Origin of the sequence: Variovorax sp. KBW07 (assembly GCF_003852515.1) — a bacterium.
Taxonomy (GTDB): domain Bacteria; phylum Pseudomonadota; class Gammaproteobacteria; order Burkholderiales; family Burkholderiaceae_C; genus Variovorax.
Map to the genome: position 1 here is coordinate 1 of NZ_QAJK01000019.1, position 17427 is coordinate 17427.

A 17427-nucleotide genomic window follows, 5' to 3' on the forward strand; every position below is an offset into this window, starting at 1 on the left:
TGGTGTACCGCTGATCAACGACCACTCTGATGACGCTCACGCGGATGGTGTGCTCTGCGCAGCGAAATAAAGGAGGAGCGAAGCGGGGGACATTCGCGGAGCAGAGCACACCGTCGGCGTGGGCGTCGCCCTGAACAACAGCAGTCTTCGAACCAAACACAACGCGGCAAACAACAAGGCAATGCGTCATCTCAATGCCCTCCCGCAGCAGGTTCAGCAGCCGCAGCGGTCTGCAGCGCCGTCATGCCACCCGGCGAAGTGCCGGTCAGCACCAGCTGCAGATCGGTGTCCGCCAGCCAGAAGTCGCGCTGCGCCTCGATGCCGGCGCTCACCACCAGCATGCTTGCGCGCGTTTCACCGAGAAGCTCCCACACGCTCGCGAGCATCCCGTTGTAGCGCAGCACCATCTCTTCGTTCACCTGCTTGCGCAGCGGCAACACCTCGTCGCGGTAACGGCGGGCGATCGCGTAGGCCGTGTTCCAGCCTTGCCAGGCTTCGCGCGCCTCGCTTGCGGCCAGCACCCCCACGTCGCGCACCCGCGCGGCCGATTGCATGTACTGGGCCTCGGCGCGGCCGTTGCGGGCCTGGCCCCAGTCGAAGATCGGAATCGGCAGGTCTAGCTCGAAGCCGCGCTGCCTCGATTTCGAGCGGTCGGCGTCGTTCTCGAACGTGGTGTTGCGCACCACGCCCAGTTCCATCGCGTTGATCACGCTCGTGGCGTGCGTCAGGCCGAGCGAGCCGGCCACCGCCGTGTTCTGCGCCTGGGCCGAACGCACGTCGAGCCTGTCGCGCAGCGCCAACGCCTGCACGTCGCCCAGCTCGGGGGCGGCCTTCGGCAGCGGCGGCAGCCGGTCGGGCAGGGTGTAGGCGGTGCGCGTGCCGCTCAGGCCCAGCAGGCGCGTGAGCTGCTCGCGGCTGGCGACGGCGGCTTGTTCGGCCCGCGCCAGCTGTGCCGACGCATCGGCCAGCAGCAGCTGTTCGCGCGTGCGTTGCAATGCGCTCCAGTTGCCGACCTTGGCCATCCGGTGTGCCAGCTCGGCACCGGCTTCGGCGGCGTCCTTCGCGTCTCGCAGGTAGGCCACGCTCTGCTGCGCAGCCACCGCGCGCACCCAGGCGCGGCGTGTGTCGGCGGCCAGCAGCAGCACGCTTTGCGCGGCCTGCAGCTTGGCGGCCTCGTGGCGCTGGCCAGTCCAGCGGGCCTGCCACGGCAGCGTGACGAGGCCCACCACGTTGAAGCTCAGCATCCGCTCGAACTCGCGTTCGCTGCCCTGCGCCAGGCGGCTGAAAGACAGCACCGGGTTCGGCAGGCTCGAGGCCTGCACGCGGTCCGCGTCGCTCAGTTGCAGCGTGGCAAAGGCGTCCTGCACGCGCGGGCCGTTGACCAGCGCGATGCGCACGGCGGATTCGGCGCCCAGCGGCTTGGCGAGCAGCGCATCGACGCTCTTCTGCGAGGCCTCGTCGGGCTTGCGCTGGGCCGCGGCGCCCGCCATGAGCGGGTTGCCGTCGACCAGCGACTGCACGTCGGCGCTGCCACCATCGGAGGAGAGGCTGGCGCAGCCGGCCAGCGTCAGCGCGCCGGCCAGCGCCACCGCGCTTTTAAGGAATGAATGAAAGCGGGGCTTGCGTCCGCTGGGCGGCCGCGGGTCGCCATGTGGCGTCACATGGCGGGGGATGCCGGCAGTCTGCCGGCGCACAACAAAGGGGTTCACGCTCGATCTCCATGAGCAATTCGACGGACGCCGCGAGCCTGCAAAGGCTCACTGCGGACGGACTACGGGCAGGGAGATCAGGAAATGGGCGGCTTCAGGCCCTGGGCGGGCTCCGCGCTGGCGAAGCGGGCCGCATGTGCAGCCGGCGCAGCCTGGGGCGCGCCGTGCACGGTATCGACAAGAGGCATGCCGCCGACGGCCACCGTGTGGCAGACCTGGCAGGCGGTGCAGGTGCCGCAGCCCTGGTGGCCGGTGCCGCCGTGGTCGTCGCCGTCACCGCTGCCGCCATCGTGCGAGGCGGCGCTGGCGTGGTCGGCATGGCCGGCCATGCCCGTGTGGTCCATCGCGCCGCTGCCGGCCACTTCCATGGCTTCATGGCAATGCGCTTCCGTGGCCATCGTGAGGGCGGAAGCGGCCGGCTCGGCAGTTGCCACCGCCACCGCGGGCAGCGAGTGCTTCACCATTTCGACCGCCATGGCGTCGCCGAGCCAGCCGCGAATGGGCAGCAGGGCGATCATCAAGGCGAGCAACAGGGTGCGCATGGGGCGGATGATAAACCGGTGGCCTAAGACACCAGCTGGCCGCGGGCCTTGTCGGCCCACACCTGCAGGTTGTCGAGCAGGTCCTTCTGGCTGAAGGAGCAGCTTTCTTCGCTGAAGAGCGCGCTCGATTCGAGCCGGTCGAGCAGGTTCAGCAAAACCTCGCCGTAGCGAGGGGGCAGGGCGGCGAGCAGCTCGGTGCTGGCGCGGGCCTCGTCGGACAGCACGGTGACCGATCGGCCGGTGCCGCCGCCGTTGCGCAAGGCGCCCAGGCGGGCGGCGACGGCGTCGAGTTGCTGCATCGCGTTGGTGTTGCTCATTGCGCAGCCTTTCCCGGTGGCGGCAGCGACAGGCCGCGCTCCCGCATCAGGTCGCGCAGCACGTCGGGGTAATCGGTAATGAGGCCGTCCGCGCCCCAGTCCATCAGCCGCAGCATGTCGGCGCGCTGGTTCACGGTCCAGGGCAGCACCTTCATGCCCAGGCCCTGGGCTTCCTTGATGACGGCGGGCGTCAGGTCGGCGTAGGCGGGCGACCAGATCAGCGGGCCGGGCGTGTTGCCCGCCGCCGCCTTCACCAGCTTCGGCACCGAGGCAAAGCTGGCGGCGTCGAGGCCGGCGGTCCAGCGGCTGTCTTTCAGCGTGCGGGCGGTGCTCAGGTAGGCGCGCGGCAGTTGCGGCGCGAGCTGGCCGACCAGCGCCAGCGTGCGCCAGTCGAAGCTCTGGATGGTCACGCGGTCGGCCATCTTCGCCTTGTCGATCTCGGCCAGCAGCGCGCGCACCATGGGTTCGGGCGCCGCCGTTTCGGCGGGCTTGTTCGGATCGATCTTGGTTTCGATGTTGAAGCGCACCGTCGCCGCATTGGCGCCGCGCGCCTGCACCTGCGCGAACAGCGCGGCCAGCGTCGGAATGCGCTCGCCGTCGCGCGGCTGCTGCAGCGCGAACTGCTTGCCGTAGTCGCTCGCGGGGTTCAGGCGGCCCACGTCGTAGCTCTGCAACTGCGCCAGCGTGAGCGAGCGGACGGCCGCGCCGCTCTTCGGCGCCAGCCAGGCACCGCTGGCGTTGCGCGTGTGGTCGGGGTTGAGCGAGGTGTCGTGCGAGATCACGACCACGCCGTCGGCCGAGAGCCCGATGTCGAGCTCCAGCGTGGTCACGCCCAGGTCGATGGCATTCGAAAACGCGGCCAGCGTGTTCTCGGGCGCCAGGCCGCGTCCGCCACGGTGGGCTTGGAGGTCGAAGTGCAACTTCGTGGTGGGCGCGATGGCCGCGCAGCCACCGGCCACCAGGGCAACGGCAAACAGGAGGTGTTTCATTTGAGTTGGACCTTGATCCCGCTGTCCAGCACGGTGATGTCGCCAATTTCGTAGGTCTTGCGGCCGACCGTGAGTTCATCGGCGGTGAAGCTGCGCAGCACCTGCCCTTGCAGCAGCTCTTGCGCGACCACGGCGCCGACCTTCTGCAGCCGCTGTGCGTCGCGGCCCTCCACGCCCTGCAGCTCGAGCTTTTCGGCCTTGGGCTGGTCGAGCCGCAATGCCCGCGTGGCGGCGTCGTAGCGCAGCGCGCTGCTCACCGACACGATGCCCTGCACCGGCGACGACGCCAGCAGCGGGCTCGCAATGGTCAGCGTGGCGGTGATGGCCGCGCGGTTGGCTTGCGCGTCCAGCGCCAGCAGCGGGTCGCGCAGCCCGACCATGAAGATCTCGGCATAACGCTCGGCCACCGGAAAGCGCTTGGCGATCTGCGACTGCAGCTCGTCGCGGGTGGCGGTGTATTCGTTGGTGAAGAAGTTGAAGCCGGCCAGCGCCGCGAACGGCGCCTGGAGAGCCGTGGCGCCCAGCAGCGCGCGCAGCAACCGACGGCGGGAGGTGGTGGGAGACGGGGTGCGGAGGTTCATACCGTGCCGAGCTTGCCACAGCCGCAAAGGTTCCCGCCAGCCTCCCGTGCTTCTCCCGTGCTTGCTTCAGAGCGGCCGGCGGCGGGCGTAGCGCACCACCGTCACGCCCGGCTTGGCCTGGCGGGTCGAGGGCATCACGAGCACGCAGTCGTCGTACGGCGTGACGACGGGTTCGCCGTCGTTCCAGCCGATCACGGTGCCCGCGCGGGCGATCACTTCCAGGCCGGTGAAGGGCTGTGCAAAACGGAAGTCTTCGCTGCGCGCCACCACCGGGTCGGTCACGTCCAGCGCCCATTGGCGCGGCGCATCGGGCTGCAGCCAGCCGGGCAACTGCTGGGCGATGGCGGCATCGTCCAGCGCGCCGGCCGCGCGCAGGAAGCGCGCACACTGGTCCTGCGCCACGGTGCGGCTGGCCGGATCGCCATGAAAACCGCATTCGACCAGCAGGGCCAGGGCGTCGCTTTGTTCATTGGCATCGGGCGCGCCGAAGCGGCCGAAATCGCGCATGCGCACGCCGTCCTTGTGGCCCGCGTCGATGACCACGTGTTCCGGGCTGCGCATCGCCTGCGCCAGCCGCAGGTTGCGCGGCTGGATGCCGGTGAGTGTGAGCGGCGCCGAGGGCTCGTGCATCGAATGCAGGTCGAGCAGCCAGTCGGCCTGCGCCACGAAGGGCTCCAGCGCGGCGGCGCGGCGCCGCTCCCGCGTGGTGCCGCTTGCCAGGCGCTCGGGCACCCATTGGCGGTTCAGGTCTTCATCGGTGAAGCGCGAGGCATCGTGGTCGGCCGCGTCGAAGCGGTCGAAGGCTTCGAGGTTGCAGAACGCCAGCGTGAGCGTGCCGCGCTGCGGGCGAACCCCGGCTTCCAGCAGGCCCTTGAGCGCCCAGGCGCCGCACACTTCGTTGCCGTGCACCAGCGCGCTGATCATCACGTGCCGGCCGGGCACCGCGGCTTCGAATTGCCAGACGCCTTCGACGCCGGTGTTGCCGGCGCGCCAGGCGGAAAGGTCGGGGGCGGGGAGTTGAAACAAGGCAGATGCAGACACGGACACGCTCATTCCTTGATGTTGGCGAATTGCACGATGGTCTTGTACTTGGCGGTTTCGGTGACCATGAACTTGTCGATGTCCACGTTCGAAGTCGGGACGACCGAGCTGGTGGCCTCCATCTTCTTGCGGAAGTCGGGCGAGCGCAGGGTTTCGTTCAGCGCCGTCTTCAGCCTGGCCAGCACCGGCTCGGGCAGCTTGGCCGGCCCCATCAGCGCGAACCACACGCCGATGTCCAGCCCCTTCAGGCTCGGGCTTTCGCTGAGCGCGGGCAGGTCGGGCGTGATGGCCGAGCGCCTGGCTTCGGTGGTGCCCAGCGCCACCATCTTGCCGCTGCGGATGTAGGGCAGCGCGCTCGACAGCACGAACACGCCGAAGTCGATGTTGCCGCCCAGCAGGTCGTTGGTGAGCGGCGCCACGCCGCGGTAGGGCACGTGCGTCATGAAGATGCCGCCCTGCTGCTTGAGCATTTCGCCGGCCAGGTGCAGCGAGGTGCCCACGCCGGAACTGCCGTAGCTGTACTTGCCGGGGTTCTTTTTCAGCAGCGCGAGAAATTCGCCGGTGTTCTTCACGCCGGCCGCCGGGGCCGCCACCAGCACCAGCGGCTGTGAGGCGATCAGGCCGATGGGGGTGAAATCTTTTGCCTCGTACTTCACGTTGGCGTTGACCAGCCTGCTGATGGCCAGTTCGTTGCTGGCGCCGGCGAGCAGCGTGTAGCCGTCAGGCGCCGCGTTGGCGACCTTCTGTGCGCCGATGGCACCACCGGCGCCACCCACGTTCTCGATGATCACCGGCACGCCGAGGCGATGGGACAGCTCGACGCCGAGCGCGCGCCCGGTCAGGTCGGTCGAACCGCCCGGCGGGTAGGCCACCACCAGCGTGATCGGCTTCGAGGGATAGGCCTGGGCGCTGGCCGGGCCGGACGCGGCCCACGCAAGGCCGCACAGGGCAATGGCGATACAGGAAGAAAAACGGCGGGGGAGACGCATCGTTGCCTCGGAGTTGTAGTAATCCGGGCGATTTTGCGGAGCCGGCCGCTCTTGCGCGGTGCCGTACTGGCACGAAGTGGTGCCGATTGGGTTGCGGATCGAAGAAAAGGCCGATCTGGGGGTAGAGCAACGTCAGCGCGGCGTCATCGCCCGCCACACGTCTTCGGCCAGCGGGCTCAGCCGGCGCTTCGGCCGGTACAACCGGACCTCGAAGCGCACCTCCATGCGCCGCCCGCCCACCGGCACGAGCCGGCCGGTCTTGCAGTCGCCCTGCACCATCGACCAGGGCAGCCACGCCACGCCCAGCCCCCTGAGCACGTATTCGTAGAGCGCATCGGCCGAGTCGCATTCGATGCGGCGCTTCAGGCGCGGCGCATGCGGGTTGTTGGCCAGCAGGTCTTCGACCATGCGCCCCATGGCGAGCGTGCGGACGTACGAAAGAAAAGGCACTTCGCCCGTACCGTCGAGGCTGTGCATCGCGCGGCCCTGCGCGTCGGCGCGCGACACCGGCACCAGCTTGTCGGACGCCACCGTCACATGGGAGAACTGCCGCCCGTCGAGCCGGAAGGTGAGCGCGGCATGGTGAAAGATGAGCGAGAAATCGACCTCGTTGTGCTCCAGCATGCGCACCGTTTCGGCCAGCGCGCCGGTCAGCACGCGCACCTCGCCCTGTTGCAGCACGGGCTGCAGCCGCACCAGCCAGTCGGCCATCACGGTGCGTGCCAGCGTGCGGCCCGTGACCACCGTCACCGTGCGGGCCTGCCGGCCGGCCACGTTGTGCACCTCTTCGCGCGAGCCCTCGACGCTGCGAACCACCTGGCCGGCATTGTCCAGGAAGCTTTCGCCCGCCGCCGTCAGCACCACGGGCGAGCTGCCCCGCTCGATCAACGCCGTGCCGGCCCACGATTCGAGCGCGCGGATGCGCCGCCCGAACGCCGGATGCGTGACATGCCGAAGCTCGGCCGCGCGCGTGAAACTGCGCGTCTGCGCCAGCGCGATGAAGTCTTCCATCCATTTGAGTTGCATGGTGCGTGGTGCGTGGTGTCGTTGGCCGTTGCTGCTGCTTGCGCTAGTTCAGGCCTGCCACCGGATAGCGCCGCCATCCAGCCTCCGCGTGGCGTTTGCCGTGCGCAAAGATGTAGCCCAGAACCTCCCTGGGGTCCGAGAGCTTGTCGGGATTCGCCTTCTTCCATTGCGCGAATCCGGCCTTCAACGCCGGCTCTTCCTCCAGCATCCGGTGCGCGGTGTCTTCGAAGACGTAGTCCGAGAAGTTTTCCTTCTTCTCTAGCACGCTGTTGAAGAAACCCCAGCGAAAGAAGCTGTCTTGGGCCGCGGGCTCGAGCGTCTCGACGAGGTAGCGGGCCTTGTCCTGGTCGAGCGACACCCACACATCGCCGGCGCGCGCCTGCACGGTCTCGGTTCGCTCGACCAGCACCACCTCGTCATGGAACATGTGGCCCTCGTAAGGCCCGGCTCGCGGCACCACGCTCTGGATGCCGTACACCCGGGCCGAATGAAAGACCTGGTCTTCTTCCAGCCGCCGCAACGCCACGCCGTTCCACTGCAGCCGCTCGATCACCTCGCGCCAGGCCTGCGGAATGAGGTAGGCCTTCGGCGCAACAGCCGCGGCGTCTTCGACATAGCGGTTGAAGTACGGAATGTCTTTTTCCCACGGCCGGCTGCGGTCGTAGGCCAGCCGCTGGTAGTTGCCCAGGGCGCTGGGCGTGCGCACCGCCTCGTACCCCTTGAATCGCAGGCTGGCCGGCCGGCTGTGGTCCTCTCGCCATGAGAGCGGCCAGTTGGCTTGCCGCGCGGCCCCGGCCTTCGCCTGGCGACGCAGGTTCTGAATCCGCGCCGCATGCGCGACGGTGAACCCCAGCACCACTTCGACCAGCGACCGCATCGCCGACACACGGTCGGCGTAGGGCTTCAGCATGTGGGTCTCGGGCATGAAGCCGATGGTGTGGTGCAAGGCCGCGTAGCCGGTGGAAAAGCGCGGCGTGTCCAGAAAATCGGCGATGCCGTCGTCCGGCGTTTCGGCCACGCAGTTCACATACGGGCAGGTAGGCCAGCCGTGTTGGTCCATGCCGCTGTAGATTGCCGGCAGCATGCTGTCGCGCAGGAAATGCCCGAGCCCACCTCCCAGCTTGTCGGGCTGGGTCGGAATCAGCGTCATGGTGCAGGCGTAGTCGGCGCCGTTCGACGTGTGGGTGTCGACCATCACGTCCGGGTCCCACGCGGTGAAGAAACGGCTGAACACCTGCGCGGCCAGGCTGTCACACTTGATGAAGTCGCGGTTCAGGTCCAGGTGTCGCCCGTTGCCGCGAAAGCCGAAAGACTCGGGGCCCTGCTGGTTCACGCGCGAAGTGTTCTGGCGGTTCAGGCAGCCGTCCACGTTGTAGACCGGAATGAACAGGAAGACCGTGTCGCCCAGTGCCGCCAGGCGTGCAGGCTGGGTGCAGAAATCGCGCACCAGCGCCATGCAGGTGTCGATGCCTTCGGGCTCCCCGGGGTGAATGCCGTTGTTGTTGAAGAACACCGGCCGCCCTTGCCGTTTCAGCGTCTCGCGGTCGAACTGGCCGCCGGCCGTGACCACGCCCGCGTGCATCGGAATGCCGTTGTCCGACGTGCCGATCTGCGTCCACCGCAGCACCGAGGGAAAGTGCTCGGCCAGCCGCTCGTAGAAAGCGATGCATTCGGCCCAGGTGGTGGTCTGGTTGCGGTTGCCCGCTTCGTACGGCGTGAGGTAGCGGGTGTCTTGCTCTGCAGTCATGGGAAGGGCTCCGTTCAAACAGCTTGCACAAATTCGACAGGTTGCGCGGCGTAGCAGTTCGCCAGCAGCTCGCGCGTGTACGGGTGCGCCACTTCGCCGGCGGTGATGCGGCTTGCCGGAAGGGTCTCGACGACTTCGCCCTGGCGCATGACCGCGACACGGTCGCACATGTGGGCGATCACGCCGAGGTCGTGGCTCACGAAGAGAAAGGTGGTTCCGAGGTCGCGCCGCACCTCCTGAAGCAGGTTCAGCACTTCCGCCTGGATCGATGCGTCCAGCGCCGAGGTCGGCTCGTCGAGCAGCAGCACCTCCGGCTCCAGCACCAGCGCCCGTGCAATGGCCACGCGCTGGCGCTGGCCGCCGCTGAGCTGGTGCGGGAACCTGAAGCGGAAGCTCTTGCCCAGCCCGACCCGGTCGAGGGCAGACACCACGCGCTGCTCGATCCGGTCGAAGCCGTGGCAACGCATGGCTTCGCTCAGGCAGCGGTCGATGGTGTGCCGGGGATGCAGCGAGCCGAAGGGGTCCTGAAAGATCATCTGGACCTTCAGGCGGTAGTCGCGCTGCGGAGCGCTACCGGTCGCGCGCCGATGGCCAAGCACGGAGACCTCGCCCTGCCAGTCGCCATCCAGTCCCGCCAGCACGCGCAGGATGGTGGACTTGCCGCTGCCCGAGCCGCCAACGATGCCGAAGGATTCGCCCTTGGCGACGTCGAACGACGCCTGCTTCACGGCGTGATGGCGCGTGGCACCCTGCCCGTAGAAAACATCCAGCCCCGCGCAATGGATGGCGGTTTCGCGCGGGCTGGTGGCGCTGGCTTTATCGGGCATGTTGCGCCGTCGCTTCCTGGATGAGCTTGCGGTCGATGGTGGGCAAGGCCTGCCCGGGATGCTCGCCCGTGGGCAGGCAGTTGAGCAGGCCGCGGGTGTAGGGGTGCTGCGACTGGAACAGGTCCTTGGCCGCACAGGACTCAAGCACCTGGCCGCGGTACATGACCAGCACGCGGTCACAGAAATGCGCCACCATCTTCAGGTCGTGGCTGATCATCAGCAGGCCCATGCCGCGCTTGCGAATCTCGCGGTCCATCATCTCCAGCACCTGGCCGCGCACCATCACGTCGAGCGCCGACGTGGGCTCGTCGGCAATCAGCAGGCCGGGTTCGGCGATCATCATCGCGGCGATCATCACGCGCTGGCCGATGCCGCCCGAGAGCTGATGCGGGTACGCGTCGTACACGCGCCCGGGCTGGTCCACGCCGACGGTCTCCAGCATCTCGAGCACCCGGGTGCGCGCCTGGCCGGACTTGAACACGCCGTGCAGCAGGCCGGCCTCGGCAATCTGCTTGCCGATGCGCAGCACCGGATTCAGCGAGAACTTCGGGTCTTGCAGCACCATGCCGATGCGGCGCCCGCGAATGCCGCGCCATCCGGCGGCATCTTGCCGCGTCAGGTCGATGCCGTCGTAGGTCATGCGCGCCGCGCGGGCCTGCCCCGGGGAGCGCACCAGGCCCAGAACGGCGCGCGCGGTCATCGATTTTCCCGAGCCGGATTCGCCCACGATGCCGATGCGCTCGGCGCCCATCTGCAGCGACAGCGACCTCACGACATCCACCGGGCCCGTGGCCGTCGGGTACGTGACGGTCAGGTCTTCGATCAGCAGCTCAGCCATTTTTCGGGTCCAGTACGTCGCGCAAGCCATCGCCCACGAGGTTGAAGGCCAGGCTGCCGAGCAGGATCGCCACGCCGGGCACCGCGGCCACCCACCACTGGTCGAAGATGTACTGGCGGCCGGTGGCAATCATCGCGCCCCATTCGGACATGGGTGGCTGCGCACCCAGGCCGAGAAAGCCCAGGCCGGCGGCCGTGAGGATGATGCCGGCCATGTCCAGCGTGACGCGTATCACCGTCGATGGCAGGCAGATCGGCAGCAGGTGGCCAAAGAGAATGCGCGAAGTGGGCAGCCCCTGCACCCTGGCGGCCTGGATGAAGTCGCTGCCCTTGACGGTGCGCGTTTCGGTCCGGGCGATGCGTGCGTAGGGCGGCCATGCGGTGATGGCGATGGCGATCACCGCGTTCACGATGCCCGGCCCGAGCACGGCCACCAGCGCCAGTGCCAGCACCAGGCGCGGAAAGGCCATGAAGATGTCGGTGATGCGCATCAGCACGGCTTCGATCCAGCCGCCGAAGTAGCCCGCGCACATGCCCAGCAACAACCCCACCGGTGCCGACAGCACCGCCACCAGCGACACGATCAGCAGCGTGGGCCGCGTGCCGTAGATGACGCGGCTCAGCAGGTCGCGGCCGAGCTGGTCGGTGCCCAGCCAGTGCGCCGTGCCCGGAGGCAGCAGCCGCTGCGTGATGTCCTGCGCGTTGGGGTCGAACGGTGCCAGCCAGGGCGCGAACACCGCCGACAGCACCATCAACGCGAGGATGACCATGCCGAACACCATGGCCGGGCTGCGCACCGTGCGCAGCCCCACCCGATACCAGCGCCCGCAGCGCGCCTGGAACGCCGAGGCGGGGGCCTCGCTCAGCCACCAATCCTGTCGAAGCATCATGTCCTGGCCCTCGGGTCCATCAGATAACCGAACACGTCGGTCGCGGTGTTGAGAACAACGAAGCACAGGCCCACCAGCAAGGTGCCGCCCAGCACGGCCGACACGTCGGCGCTGAACAGCGCGTTGGTGACATACAGGCCGATGCCGGGCCAGGAGAACACCGTCTCGGTGAGCACCGCGCCTTCGAGCAGCACGGCGTACGACAGCGCGATCACCGTGAGCAGCGGCGCCGCCACGTTCGGCAGCACGTGGCGCACCAGCACCTGCAGCTCCGAAGCGCCCTTGACCCGCGCCGTCAGCACGTATTCCTTGTTCAGCTCTTCGAGAAAGAAGGCCCGCGTCATGCGCGAGATGTAGGCCAGCGAGAAGTAGCCCAGCAATGCGGCCGGTAGCAGCAGGTGCGACAGTCCGTTGCGGAATGCCTCCATGTTGCCGGCACGCAGGGTGTCGACCAGCACCAGGTTGCTCCAGCTGTCGACCGTGTACTGGTAGACGTCGTCGAGCCGCCCGGGGCCGCCGACCCAGCCCAGCCTGGCGTAGAACACCAGCAGCCCGACCAGCCCGAGCCAGAACACCGGCACCGAGTAGCCCAGCAACCCGACCAGGCGCAACAGCTGGTCGATCCACCGGTTGTGCTGATGCGCCGCCAGCATGCCCAGCGGCACCCCGAACAGCACGCCCAGCGCGATGCCGAGGGTTGCCAGTTCGAGCGTGGCGGGGAAGTACTGGCGCAGGTCTTCCAGCACCGAGCGGCCCGTCGACGTCGAGCGACCCAGGTCGCCGCGCGCCGCATTCGCCACATAGCGGGCGAACTGCTCGTAGACAGGTCGGTCCAGGCCCAGGTCGCGCCGGGCCTGCTGGTAGGCCTCGGGCGATGCGCGGTCGCCAACGACCTGGAGCACGGGATCGATGGGTGCCGCCTTGCCGATCAGGAAGGTGACCAGCAGCAGAACCAGCAGCATCAGGGCGAAGGAAAGAAGCGACCGCAGCAGTGCGGCTGGTGCGGCGTACTTGCGCATGGGCGTCTTACTTGGTGACGCCGTCGTACTGGACCAGGTCGGCCACCGAGCCTTGCACGTAGCCCTTGACGTTGCTGCGCAGCGCCACGCGGTTCTGCTCCTGGAACGCGATGACGAACGGCGACCTTGCCTGCACTTCCTTTTGCAGGTTCTGATAGGCGGTGGCCCGCTTGGCCGGATCGGCTTCCTTCAGCGCCGCCAGGGTCTTGGCCGACAACTCGGGAACGAGCCATGAATTGCGCCAGGTCGTGGTGCTCTGGTAGGCACCGTCGCTGTTGTCCACGTTGTAGGCGAACGACTTGGCGTTGGAATGCGGATCGAAGAAATCAGGTCCCCAGTACAGCAGGATGGCCTCGTGCTTGCGGGCACGGTAGCGCGTGATCACCTGGCTGCCGGTGCCGGGCAGCAGGTTGAGCTTGATGCCCGCCTTGGCCATGCTGGCCTGCATCGATTGCGCCATGTCCATGAAGCGCGGGCTGTTGATCACGTCCATGTCGATCTCCAGGCCGTTGATGCCCGCCTTGGCGAGGATGGCCTTGGCGCGTTCCGCATCGAGCTTGTAGGGCGTCGTGGTCAACGCACCCGCGAAGCCGACCGGCAGGAAGGCCTGGTGCGTGCGCATCTGCCCCTTGAGCAATTGCCCGGAGATGCCGTCGTAGTCGACCAGGTAGCGCATCGCGTCCCAGATCGCGGGGTTGCGCAGCTTCTCGTTCTTGAGGTTGAGCGCGATGAAGTGCACCGCGGCCGCGGGGAAGTCTTCGAGACGGATGTCGGGGCGGGCCTTCAGTGCGTCGATCTGGTCGGAGCCGAGATCGCGCACGATGTCCGCGTCGCCGGACTCGATCAACAGGCGCTGCGTTGCAGGCTCGGTGACGCTCTTGATCAGCACGTTGCCGGTCTTCGGCGGGTTGGCGGCTTGCTTGTTCGCCTCCAGCAACAGCACTTCCTTGGGCTTGTAGAGCTTCAGCTTGTAGGGGCCGCTGCCGGCGGAATTGCGGGTCAGCCACTGGTTGCCCAGGTCGCCGGCCTTTTCGTTCTGCAGCACGAGCTTTTCGTCGACGATGGCGCCGGGCCGGGCCGCCAGCACGTTCAGCACATAGGCGGGACCGAATTCGCCGGACCAGCCGAGCACCAGCGTGCCGGCCGAGGTCTTGCGCACCATCTGCTCGATGTTGTCGGGGGTCCACCCCAGCTGGCTCAGGATGGACGCCGGCGCCTTGTTCAGCCGCAGCACGCGCCGGTACGAGAACAGCACGTCCTCCGGGCGCACCGGGTTGCCGCTCTCGAACACCGCGTTCTTGCGCAGCGAGAACTCGATGCTCTTTCCATCGGCCGCGGGCTTCCAGGTGGCGGCCAGGGCCGGCTTCAGCCGGGTCGGGTCCTTGGGGTCGTAGCGCACCAGCGGCTCGTAGATGTTCGCCACCACTTCGCCGCCGGAAAATTCGAAGGCCTCCGCGGGATCGAGACTGACGATGTCATCGATGTTCTTGGCCACCACCAAGGTGTCCTTGGGCGTGGCCGCCAATGCGGACAGCGAGAAAAGAGCGCCGATCACGGCGATACAGATTCGAGGACTCAAGGTTCACTCCTGGTTGAGGGCGGGGACGCGGATCAGGCAGGTCGCTGTGCGATCCACTGCTCGTGCTGGAAAAAACCTTCTTTGGCCTGGTCGCGGACCGCCAGGCATGCATCGAGCACGGGGCCGCCGTAGGCGCCGGCCTTGTCGAGCAGATTCAGGGTGCCGAGCATGCGGCGCCCGTCGAGGATCGGGATGTTGATGACCGCGCCGAGCCCCTGCCCGACGATGGCCGGCAGGTCGGAGAAATGCGGGCCGAAGTGATCGGGGTGGTTGGCCACGAAGCACTCTCCGCGTTCCATCAACGCGGTCCACTCGGTCGTGTCCCTGGGCTTTCTGCCGTGGATCGGATACGCCTCGGGTTGGCTGGAATAGATCCGCTCGACGCTGGGCTCGTGAGGCAGGACGCGGCTGACGGTCAGCAGCCTGTGGCCGATGCGCTGCCGCAGCCGTTCGCTGATGGCGGCAAAGGTGGCTTCGAATTCGGGAGTCGGGTGGGCGCTCATGGGCGGGTCTTTTTTTTCTTGGCTGGCGCAGTCGCCGGCTTGGCCTTGGGCGCGGAAGATCGCCTCGTCGGCGAGCCATGGCTCTGCAGTTCTTCGTGGGTGTCGGCATCGCCCGAACCCGCCTTGAACAGGGGCGCGGTGCCAACCCAAAGCACCGTGGCGGCCTTGGCGAAAGGGTTCTCCCAGCAGTGCGGCGTGTCGGAAGGCAGGTGGACCGAATCGCCTTCGCTCAGGTGGAGTTTTCTCTCGCCCAGGGTGTATTGCAGGTTGCCGCTGATGACGTAGGCCAGCTCTTCGCCAGGGTGCGTCACGGGCGAAGACCTGTGCCCCGGAGGAACGGTCACCACCAGCGCATTCACCACGCTGGAGGGAAATTCCCCGCTGATCCGGTCGAATGTCATGCCGCTCGCCTGGAGCTGGAACGGCGTGCGCGCGCTTTGCGGAAAGTGGTGCCCGCCGGCACTGCGGGCGTGGAAGAAGTAGTCCAGCTCCAGTCCCAGCACCTGGCCGATGCGCATCAGCGCGGTCAGCGAGGGCGATGCCAGGTTTCTCTCGATCTGGGAGATGTAGCCGATGCTGAGTTCGCTGCGCTCGGCGACTTCCGCAAGGCTCAGGTGCAACTGCCGGCGGCGCGAACGCAAGGCTTCGCCGATGTTGGAGAGAACACCCTCGCTGCTCCTTGCGGAGTCGGCGCTCACCGGTTGCTTGAGGGGCGATGGCGACTTTTTCATGAATTAGTAAAAAGCATATCACTCAAAGTAAAAAAATTTTACTTTGAGTCGTGAAGAAAGGCGCGTGGCCCTCGTGCTTCCAACAGGACCTTTTCAACTCCCCCGGGCGCTGGCTAGCGGCGGCCGAGGGGGAGTTCGTAGCGGGCGAAGGACGTGGTCCCTTTTTGAATCTCGCTGTGCAGGGAAAACCCGAAGCGCTCGTAGAGCGCGCGCAGCGGCGCCCTGTCTGCCACGCAGTCGAGCCGCAGGTGCTGCAGGCCCAGGCCCGTCGCATGCTCGCGCGCAAAGCCCAGCAGCGCGGTCGACACGCCGTGCCCGGCCCATTGCCGGCTGACCGCCAGCTTGTGGACGAAGGCCGAGCTGCCGCTTTCGATCTCGGGCCAGAAGTGCGGGTCTTCCAGGTCGATGCGCACCACGCCGGCCACGTCGGCATTCTTCCGCGCGATGAAGTAGCGCCCCGCGTCGGTGTCGCGCTGCACGCGCTCCAGGCCGGTATCGGCGGCCGACCACAGCGGCCGGCCATCGGCGGCAAGCCACTGCGCGGCTTCGGTCAGGACGGCGGAAACGGTGGGCGCCTCGGCGGGTCGGGCTTGTTCGATCTGCATGGAGGCCGAGCATAAGCATCCGCCGCGTGGTGTGCCCGCGCTATGCGTGGCGGACCACCTGAAAGCCTTCGTCCGCCGTCGGCGCGACGAAGTGGCGGGTGATCATGTCGAACTGCGCGTCGCTCGTCTCGAAGGGGTGCTCCCCGCTGGCGTTGCGCGCGCGCAGGCGCTGCTTGCAGACCTCGTCGGGCACATCCAGAAAGTGAAGCTGGTGCGCCGCGCCGGCAGCCTCGAAGATGCCGCGCGCCCACGCCCGGTTGCCCAGCGTGTTGGCCGGAAAGTCGAGCACCACCGACACCCCGGCCGCCAACAGCGCCGACACATGGCTGGCCATGGCCTGCTTCAGCCGCCCGGAGGCGCGCACGTAGTCGGGCAGTTCGCGGATCTCGCCCGGGTACAGGGCGTCGAGCCAGGCGTCTTCGCTGATGAGCACGGTGGCGGGCTCCTGCGCCAGGCGGCGGGTGAGCGTCGATTTGCCGGCGCCGATCTTGCCGCAGACCATGTGAAGCGTGGCGGGCGTGGATGATGGGGTCAATTGGGTTTCTCCTGTGGGCTTGGACTTTGAAAACAGACCCCAGGAGACGTAAAAAACCCGCCTCATGGGGCGGGTCGTGTGGCGTGAACCTTGTTCGAATCGCGCGCTAACCCACCATCTTCGAAATGGTGCGAATAATCGACGCGATCTGCAGGCAGGCCATGGGCCGAGGATAGCGCAGGTCGGCGTCCTCGTCAGTCATGCAGCGACGACAGGAACTGCTTCAGCTCCGCCGTCTGTGGGTTGCCGAACAGTTCCGCCGGCGGACCCATCTCGTGCACGCGGCCCTGGTGCATGAAGATCACGCGGTCACTGACCTTGCGCGCGAAGCTCATTTCGTGCGTGACCATCAACAGCGTCATGCCCTCGTCGGCCAGCGACTCCACCACGCGCAGCACTTCGCCCACCAGCTCGGGGTCGAGCGCGGAGGTAATTTCGTCGCACAGCAACACCGCCGGCTCCATCGCCAGCGCGCGCGCAATGGCCACGCGCTGCTGCTGCCCGCCGGACAGTTGCTCGGGCATGGCGTCGAACTTCTCTGCAAGGCCCACGCGCTCGAGCAGCTTGCGCGCCTGCGAGGCGGCTTCCATCGACGAGCGCTTCTTCACCAGCGTGGGTGCGAGCATCACGTTCTTTCCCACCATGAGGTGGGGGAACAGGTTGAAGCTCTGGAAGATCATGCCCACGCGCTGCCGCAGCTCGCGCATGGCCATGGCGCTCTCGTGCAGCAGCGGCTTGCCGTCGACGGTGAGCGAACCTTCCTGGAAAACCTCGAGCCCGTTGATGCAGCGCAGCAGCGTGCTCTTGCCCGAGCCGCTCTTGCCGATGATGGCGATGACCTCGCCGCGCTTCACGTCGAGGTCGATGCCCTTGAGCACTTCGTTGCTGCCGTACGACTTGCGCAGCGCCGTGATGCGCACGATGGGCGCGGCGAACGTGGCGGGTTCCGCGGGTTCCATG

The 17427-nt window shown here is 67.5% G+C and carries 20 protein-coding genes; all 20 read right to left on the reverse strand.

Features of this window, described 5'->3' with window-relative positions; all coding sequences use genetic code 11:
• A partial coding sequence (locus tag DBV14_RS33585; protein WP_221621869.1) for a hypothetical protein occupies window positions 1–190 on the reverse strand: 190 nt, incomplete at its 3' end.
• Between the two features lies 1 nt (window position 191).
• Window positions 192–1589 (reverse strand): TolC family protein, encoded by a 1398-nt coding sequence (locus DBV14_RS04060; protein WP_124457967.1) that lies wholly within the window; start codon window positions 1587–1589, stop codon window positions 192–194.
• Window positions 1590–1786: 197 nt separating this feature from the next.
• A complete protein-coding gene (locus DBV14_RS04065) occupies window positions 1787–2251 on the reverse strand; it encodes a hypothetical protein (protein ID WP_124457921.1) in 465 nt (154 codons plus the stop codon).
• Window positions 2252–2274: 23 nt separating this feature from the next.
• A complete protein-coding gene (locus DBV14_RS04070) occupies window positions 2275–2568 on the reverse strand; it encodes a hypothetical protein (RefSeq protein WP_124457922.1) in 294 nt (97 codons plus the stop codon).
• Window positions 2565–3557 (reverse strand): glycerophosphodiester phosphodiesterase, encoded by a 993-nt coding sequence (locus tag DBV14_RS04075; protein ID WP_124457923.1) that lies wholly within the window; start codon window positions 3555–3557, stop codon window positions 2565–2567. Before DBV14_RS04075 ends, DBV14_RS04070 begins: the two co-directional genes overlap by 4 nt.
• Window positions 3554–4138, reverse strand: coding sequence for a DUF1439 domain-containing protein (locus DBV14_RS04080; protein WP_124457924.1), 585 nt, complete (start codon window positions 4136–4138; stop codon window positions 3554–3556). The genes DBV14_RS04075 and DBV14_RS04080 overlap by 4 nt, the downstream gene beginning before the upstream one ends.
• A gap of 66 nt (window positions 4139–4204) precedes the next feature.
• The gene (locus DBV14_RS04085; RefSeq protein WP_124457925.1) at window positions 4205–5191 is read right to left on the reverse strand and encodes a succinylglutamate desuccinylase/aspartoacylase family protein; all 987 of its coding nucleotides are present in this window, start codon (window positions 5189–5191) and stop codon (window positions 4205–4207) included.
• The gene (locus DBV14_RS04090) at window positions 5188–6168 is read right to left on the reverse strand and encodes a tripartite tricarboxylate transporter substrate binding protein (RefSeq protein ID WP_124457926.1); all 981 of its coding nucleotides are present in this window, start codon (window positions 6166–6168) and stop codon (window positions 5188–5190) included. Before DBV14_RS04090 ends, DBV14_RS04085 begins: the two co-directional genes overlap by 4 nt.
• 132 nt (window positions 6169–6300) lie before the next feature.
• Entirely contained in the window at window positions 6301–7194 is an 894-nt protein-coding gene (locus tag DBV14_RS04095; protein WP_124457927.1) for a LysR family transcriptional regulator, read from the reverse strand.
• Window positions 7195–7237: 43 nt separating this feature from the next.
• On the reverse strand, window positions 7238–8941 hold the full coding sequence (locus DBV14_RS04100) for a M14 family zinc carboxypeptidase (RefSeq protein WP_124457928.1): 1704 nt from the start codon (window positions 8939–8941) through the stop codon (window positions 7238–7240).
• Between the two features lie 14 nt (window positions 8942–8955).
• Complete coding sequence (locus tag DBV14_RS04105) at window positions 8956–9768, reverse strand: ABC transporter ATP-binding protein (RefSeq protein ID WP_124457929.1); 813 nt, start codon at window positions 9766–9768, stop codon at window positions 8956–8958.
• The gene (locus tag DBV14_RS04110) at window positions 9758–10606 is read right to left on the reverse strand and encodes an ABC transporter ATP-binding protein (protein WP_124457930.1); all 849 of its coding nucleotides are present in this window, start codon (window positions 10604–10606) and stop codon (window positions 9758–9760) included. Before DBV14_RS04110 ends, DBV14_RS04105 begins: the two co-directional genes overlap by 11 nt.
• Window positions 10599–11495, reverse strand: a complete 897-nt coding sequence (gene nikC, locus DBV14_RS04115) for a nickel transporter permease (RefSeq protein WP_221621871.1) — start codon at window positions 11493–11495, stop codon at window positions 10599–10601. The genes DBV14_RS04110 and nikC overlap by 8 nt, the downstream gene beginning before the upstream one ends.
• Window positions 11492–12514 (reverse strand): ABC transporter permease, encoded by a 1023-nt coding sequence (locus tag DBV14_RS04120; RefSeq protein WP_124457931.1) that lies wholly within the window; start codon window positions 12512–12514, stop codon window positions 11492–11494. The genes nikC and DBV14_RS04120 overlap by 4 nt, the downstream gene beginning before the upstream one ends.
• A 7-nt stretch (window positions 12515–12521) precedes the next feature.
• A complete protein-coding gene (locus DBV14_RS04125; protein WP_124457932.1) occupies window positions 12522–14093 on the reverse strand; it encodes an ABC transporter substrate-binding protein in 1572 nt (523 codons plus the stop codon).
• Window positions 14094–14125: 32 nt separating this feature from the next.
• On the reverse strand, window positions 14126–14596 hold the full coding sequence (locus tag DBV14_RS04130) for a GAF domain-containing protein (protein ID WP_124457933.1): 471 nt from the start codon (window positions 14594–14596) through the stop codon (window positions 14126–14128).
• A complete protein-coding gene (locus DBV14_RS04135) occupies window positions 14593–15294 on the reverse strand; it encodes a helix-turn-helix domain-containing protein (protein WP_185545918.1) in 702 nt (233 codons plus the stop codon). Before DBV14_RS04135 ends, DBV14_RS04130 begins: the two co-directional genes overlap by 4 nt.
• 146 nt (window positions 15295–15440) lie before the next feature.
• Window positions 15441–15932: a GNAT family N-acetyltransferase gene (locus DBV14_RS04140; RefSeq protein ID WP_124457935.1), complete on the reverse strand. Its 492-nt coding sequence runs from the start codon at window positions 15930–15932 to the stop codon at window positions 15441–15443.
• 40 nt (window positions 15933–15972) lie between these two features.
• Entirely contained in the window at window positions 15973–16434 is a 462-nt protein-coding gene (locus DBV14_RS04145; protein WP_260396808.1) for an ATP-binding protein, read from the reverse strand.
• A 227-nt stretch (window positions 16435–16661) separates the two neighbouring features.
• Entirely contained in the window at window positions 16662–17426 is a 765-nt protein-coding gene (locus DBV14_RS04150) for an amino acid ABC transporter ATP-binding protein (RefSeq protein ID WP_185545919.1), read from the reverse strand.
• Window position 17427 lies beyond the last annotated feature (1 nt).

Coding starts and splice junctions, on each gene's coding strand:
- DBV14_RS04065 (WP_124457921.1), bottom strand. CDS start 2,251: ATGCGCACCCTGTTGCTCGCCTTGATGATCGCCCTGCTGCCCATTCGC.
- DBV14_RS04070 (WP_124457922.1), bottom strand. CDS start 2,568: ATGAGCAACACCAACGCGATGCAGCAACTCGACGCCGTCGCCGCCCGC.
- DBV14_RS04075 (WP_124457923.1), bottom strand. CDS start 3,557: ATGAAACACCTCCTGTTTGCCGTTGCCCTGGTGGCCGGTGGCTGCGCG.
- DBV14_RS04080 (WP_124457924.1), bottom strand. CDS start 4,138: ATGAACCTCCGCACCCCGTCTCCCACCACCTCCCGCCGTCGGTTGCTG.
- DBV14_RS04085 (WP_124457925.1), bottom strand. CDS start 5,191: ATGAGCGTGTCCGTGTCTGCATCTGCCTTGTTTCAACTCCCCGCCCCC.
- DBV14_RS04090 (WP_124457926.1), bottom strand. CDS start 6,168: ATGCGTCTCCCCCGCCGTTTTTCTTCCTGTATCGCCATTGCCCTGTGC.
- DBV14_RS04095 (WP_124457927.1), bottom strand. CDS start 7,194: ATGCAACTCAAATGGATGGAAGACTTCATCGCGCTGGCGCAGACGCGC.
- DBV14_RS04100 (WP_124457928.1), bottom strand. CDS start 8,941: ATGACTGCAGAGCAAGACACCCGCTACCTCACGCCGTACGAAGCGGGC.
- DBV14_RS04105 (WP_124457929.1), bottom strand. CDS start 9,768: ATGCCCGATAAAGCCAGCGCCACCAGCCCGCGCGAAACCGCCATCCAT.
- DBV14_RS04110 (WP_124457930.1), bottom strand. CDS start 10,606: ATGGCTGAGCTGCTGATCGAAGACCTGACCGTCACGTACCCGACGGCC.
- nikC (WP_221621871.1), bottom strand. CDS start 11,495: ATGATGCTTCGACAGGATTGGTGGCTGAGCGAGGCCCCCGCCTCGGCG.
- DBV14_RS04120 (WP_124457931.1), bottom strand. CDS start 12,514: ATGCGCAAGTACGCCGCACCAGCCGCACTGCTGCGGTCGCTTCTTTCC.
- DBV14_RS04130 (WP_124457933.1), bottom strand. CDS start 14,596: ATGAGCGCCCACCCGACTCCCGAATTCGAAGCCACCTTTGCCGCCATC.
- DBV14_RS04140 (WP_124457935.1), bottom strand. CDS start 15,932: ATGCAGATCGAACAAGCCCGACCCGCCGAGGCGCCCACCGTTTCCGCC.
- DBV14_RS04145 (WP_260396808.1), bottom strand. CDS start 16,434: ATGGTCTGCGGCAAGATCGGCGCCGGCAAATCGACGCTCACCCGCCGC.
- DBV14_RS04150 (WP_185545919.1), bottom strand. CDS start 17,426: ATGGAACCCGCGGAACCCGCCACGTTCGCCGCGCCCATCGTGCGCATC.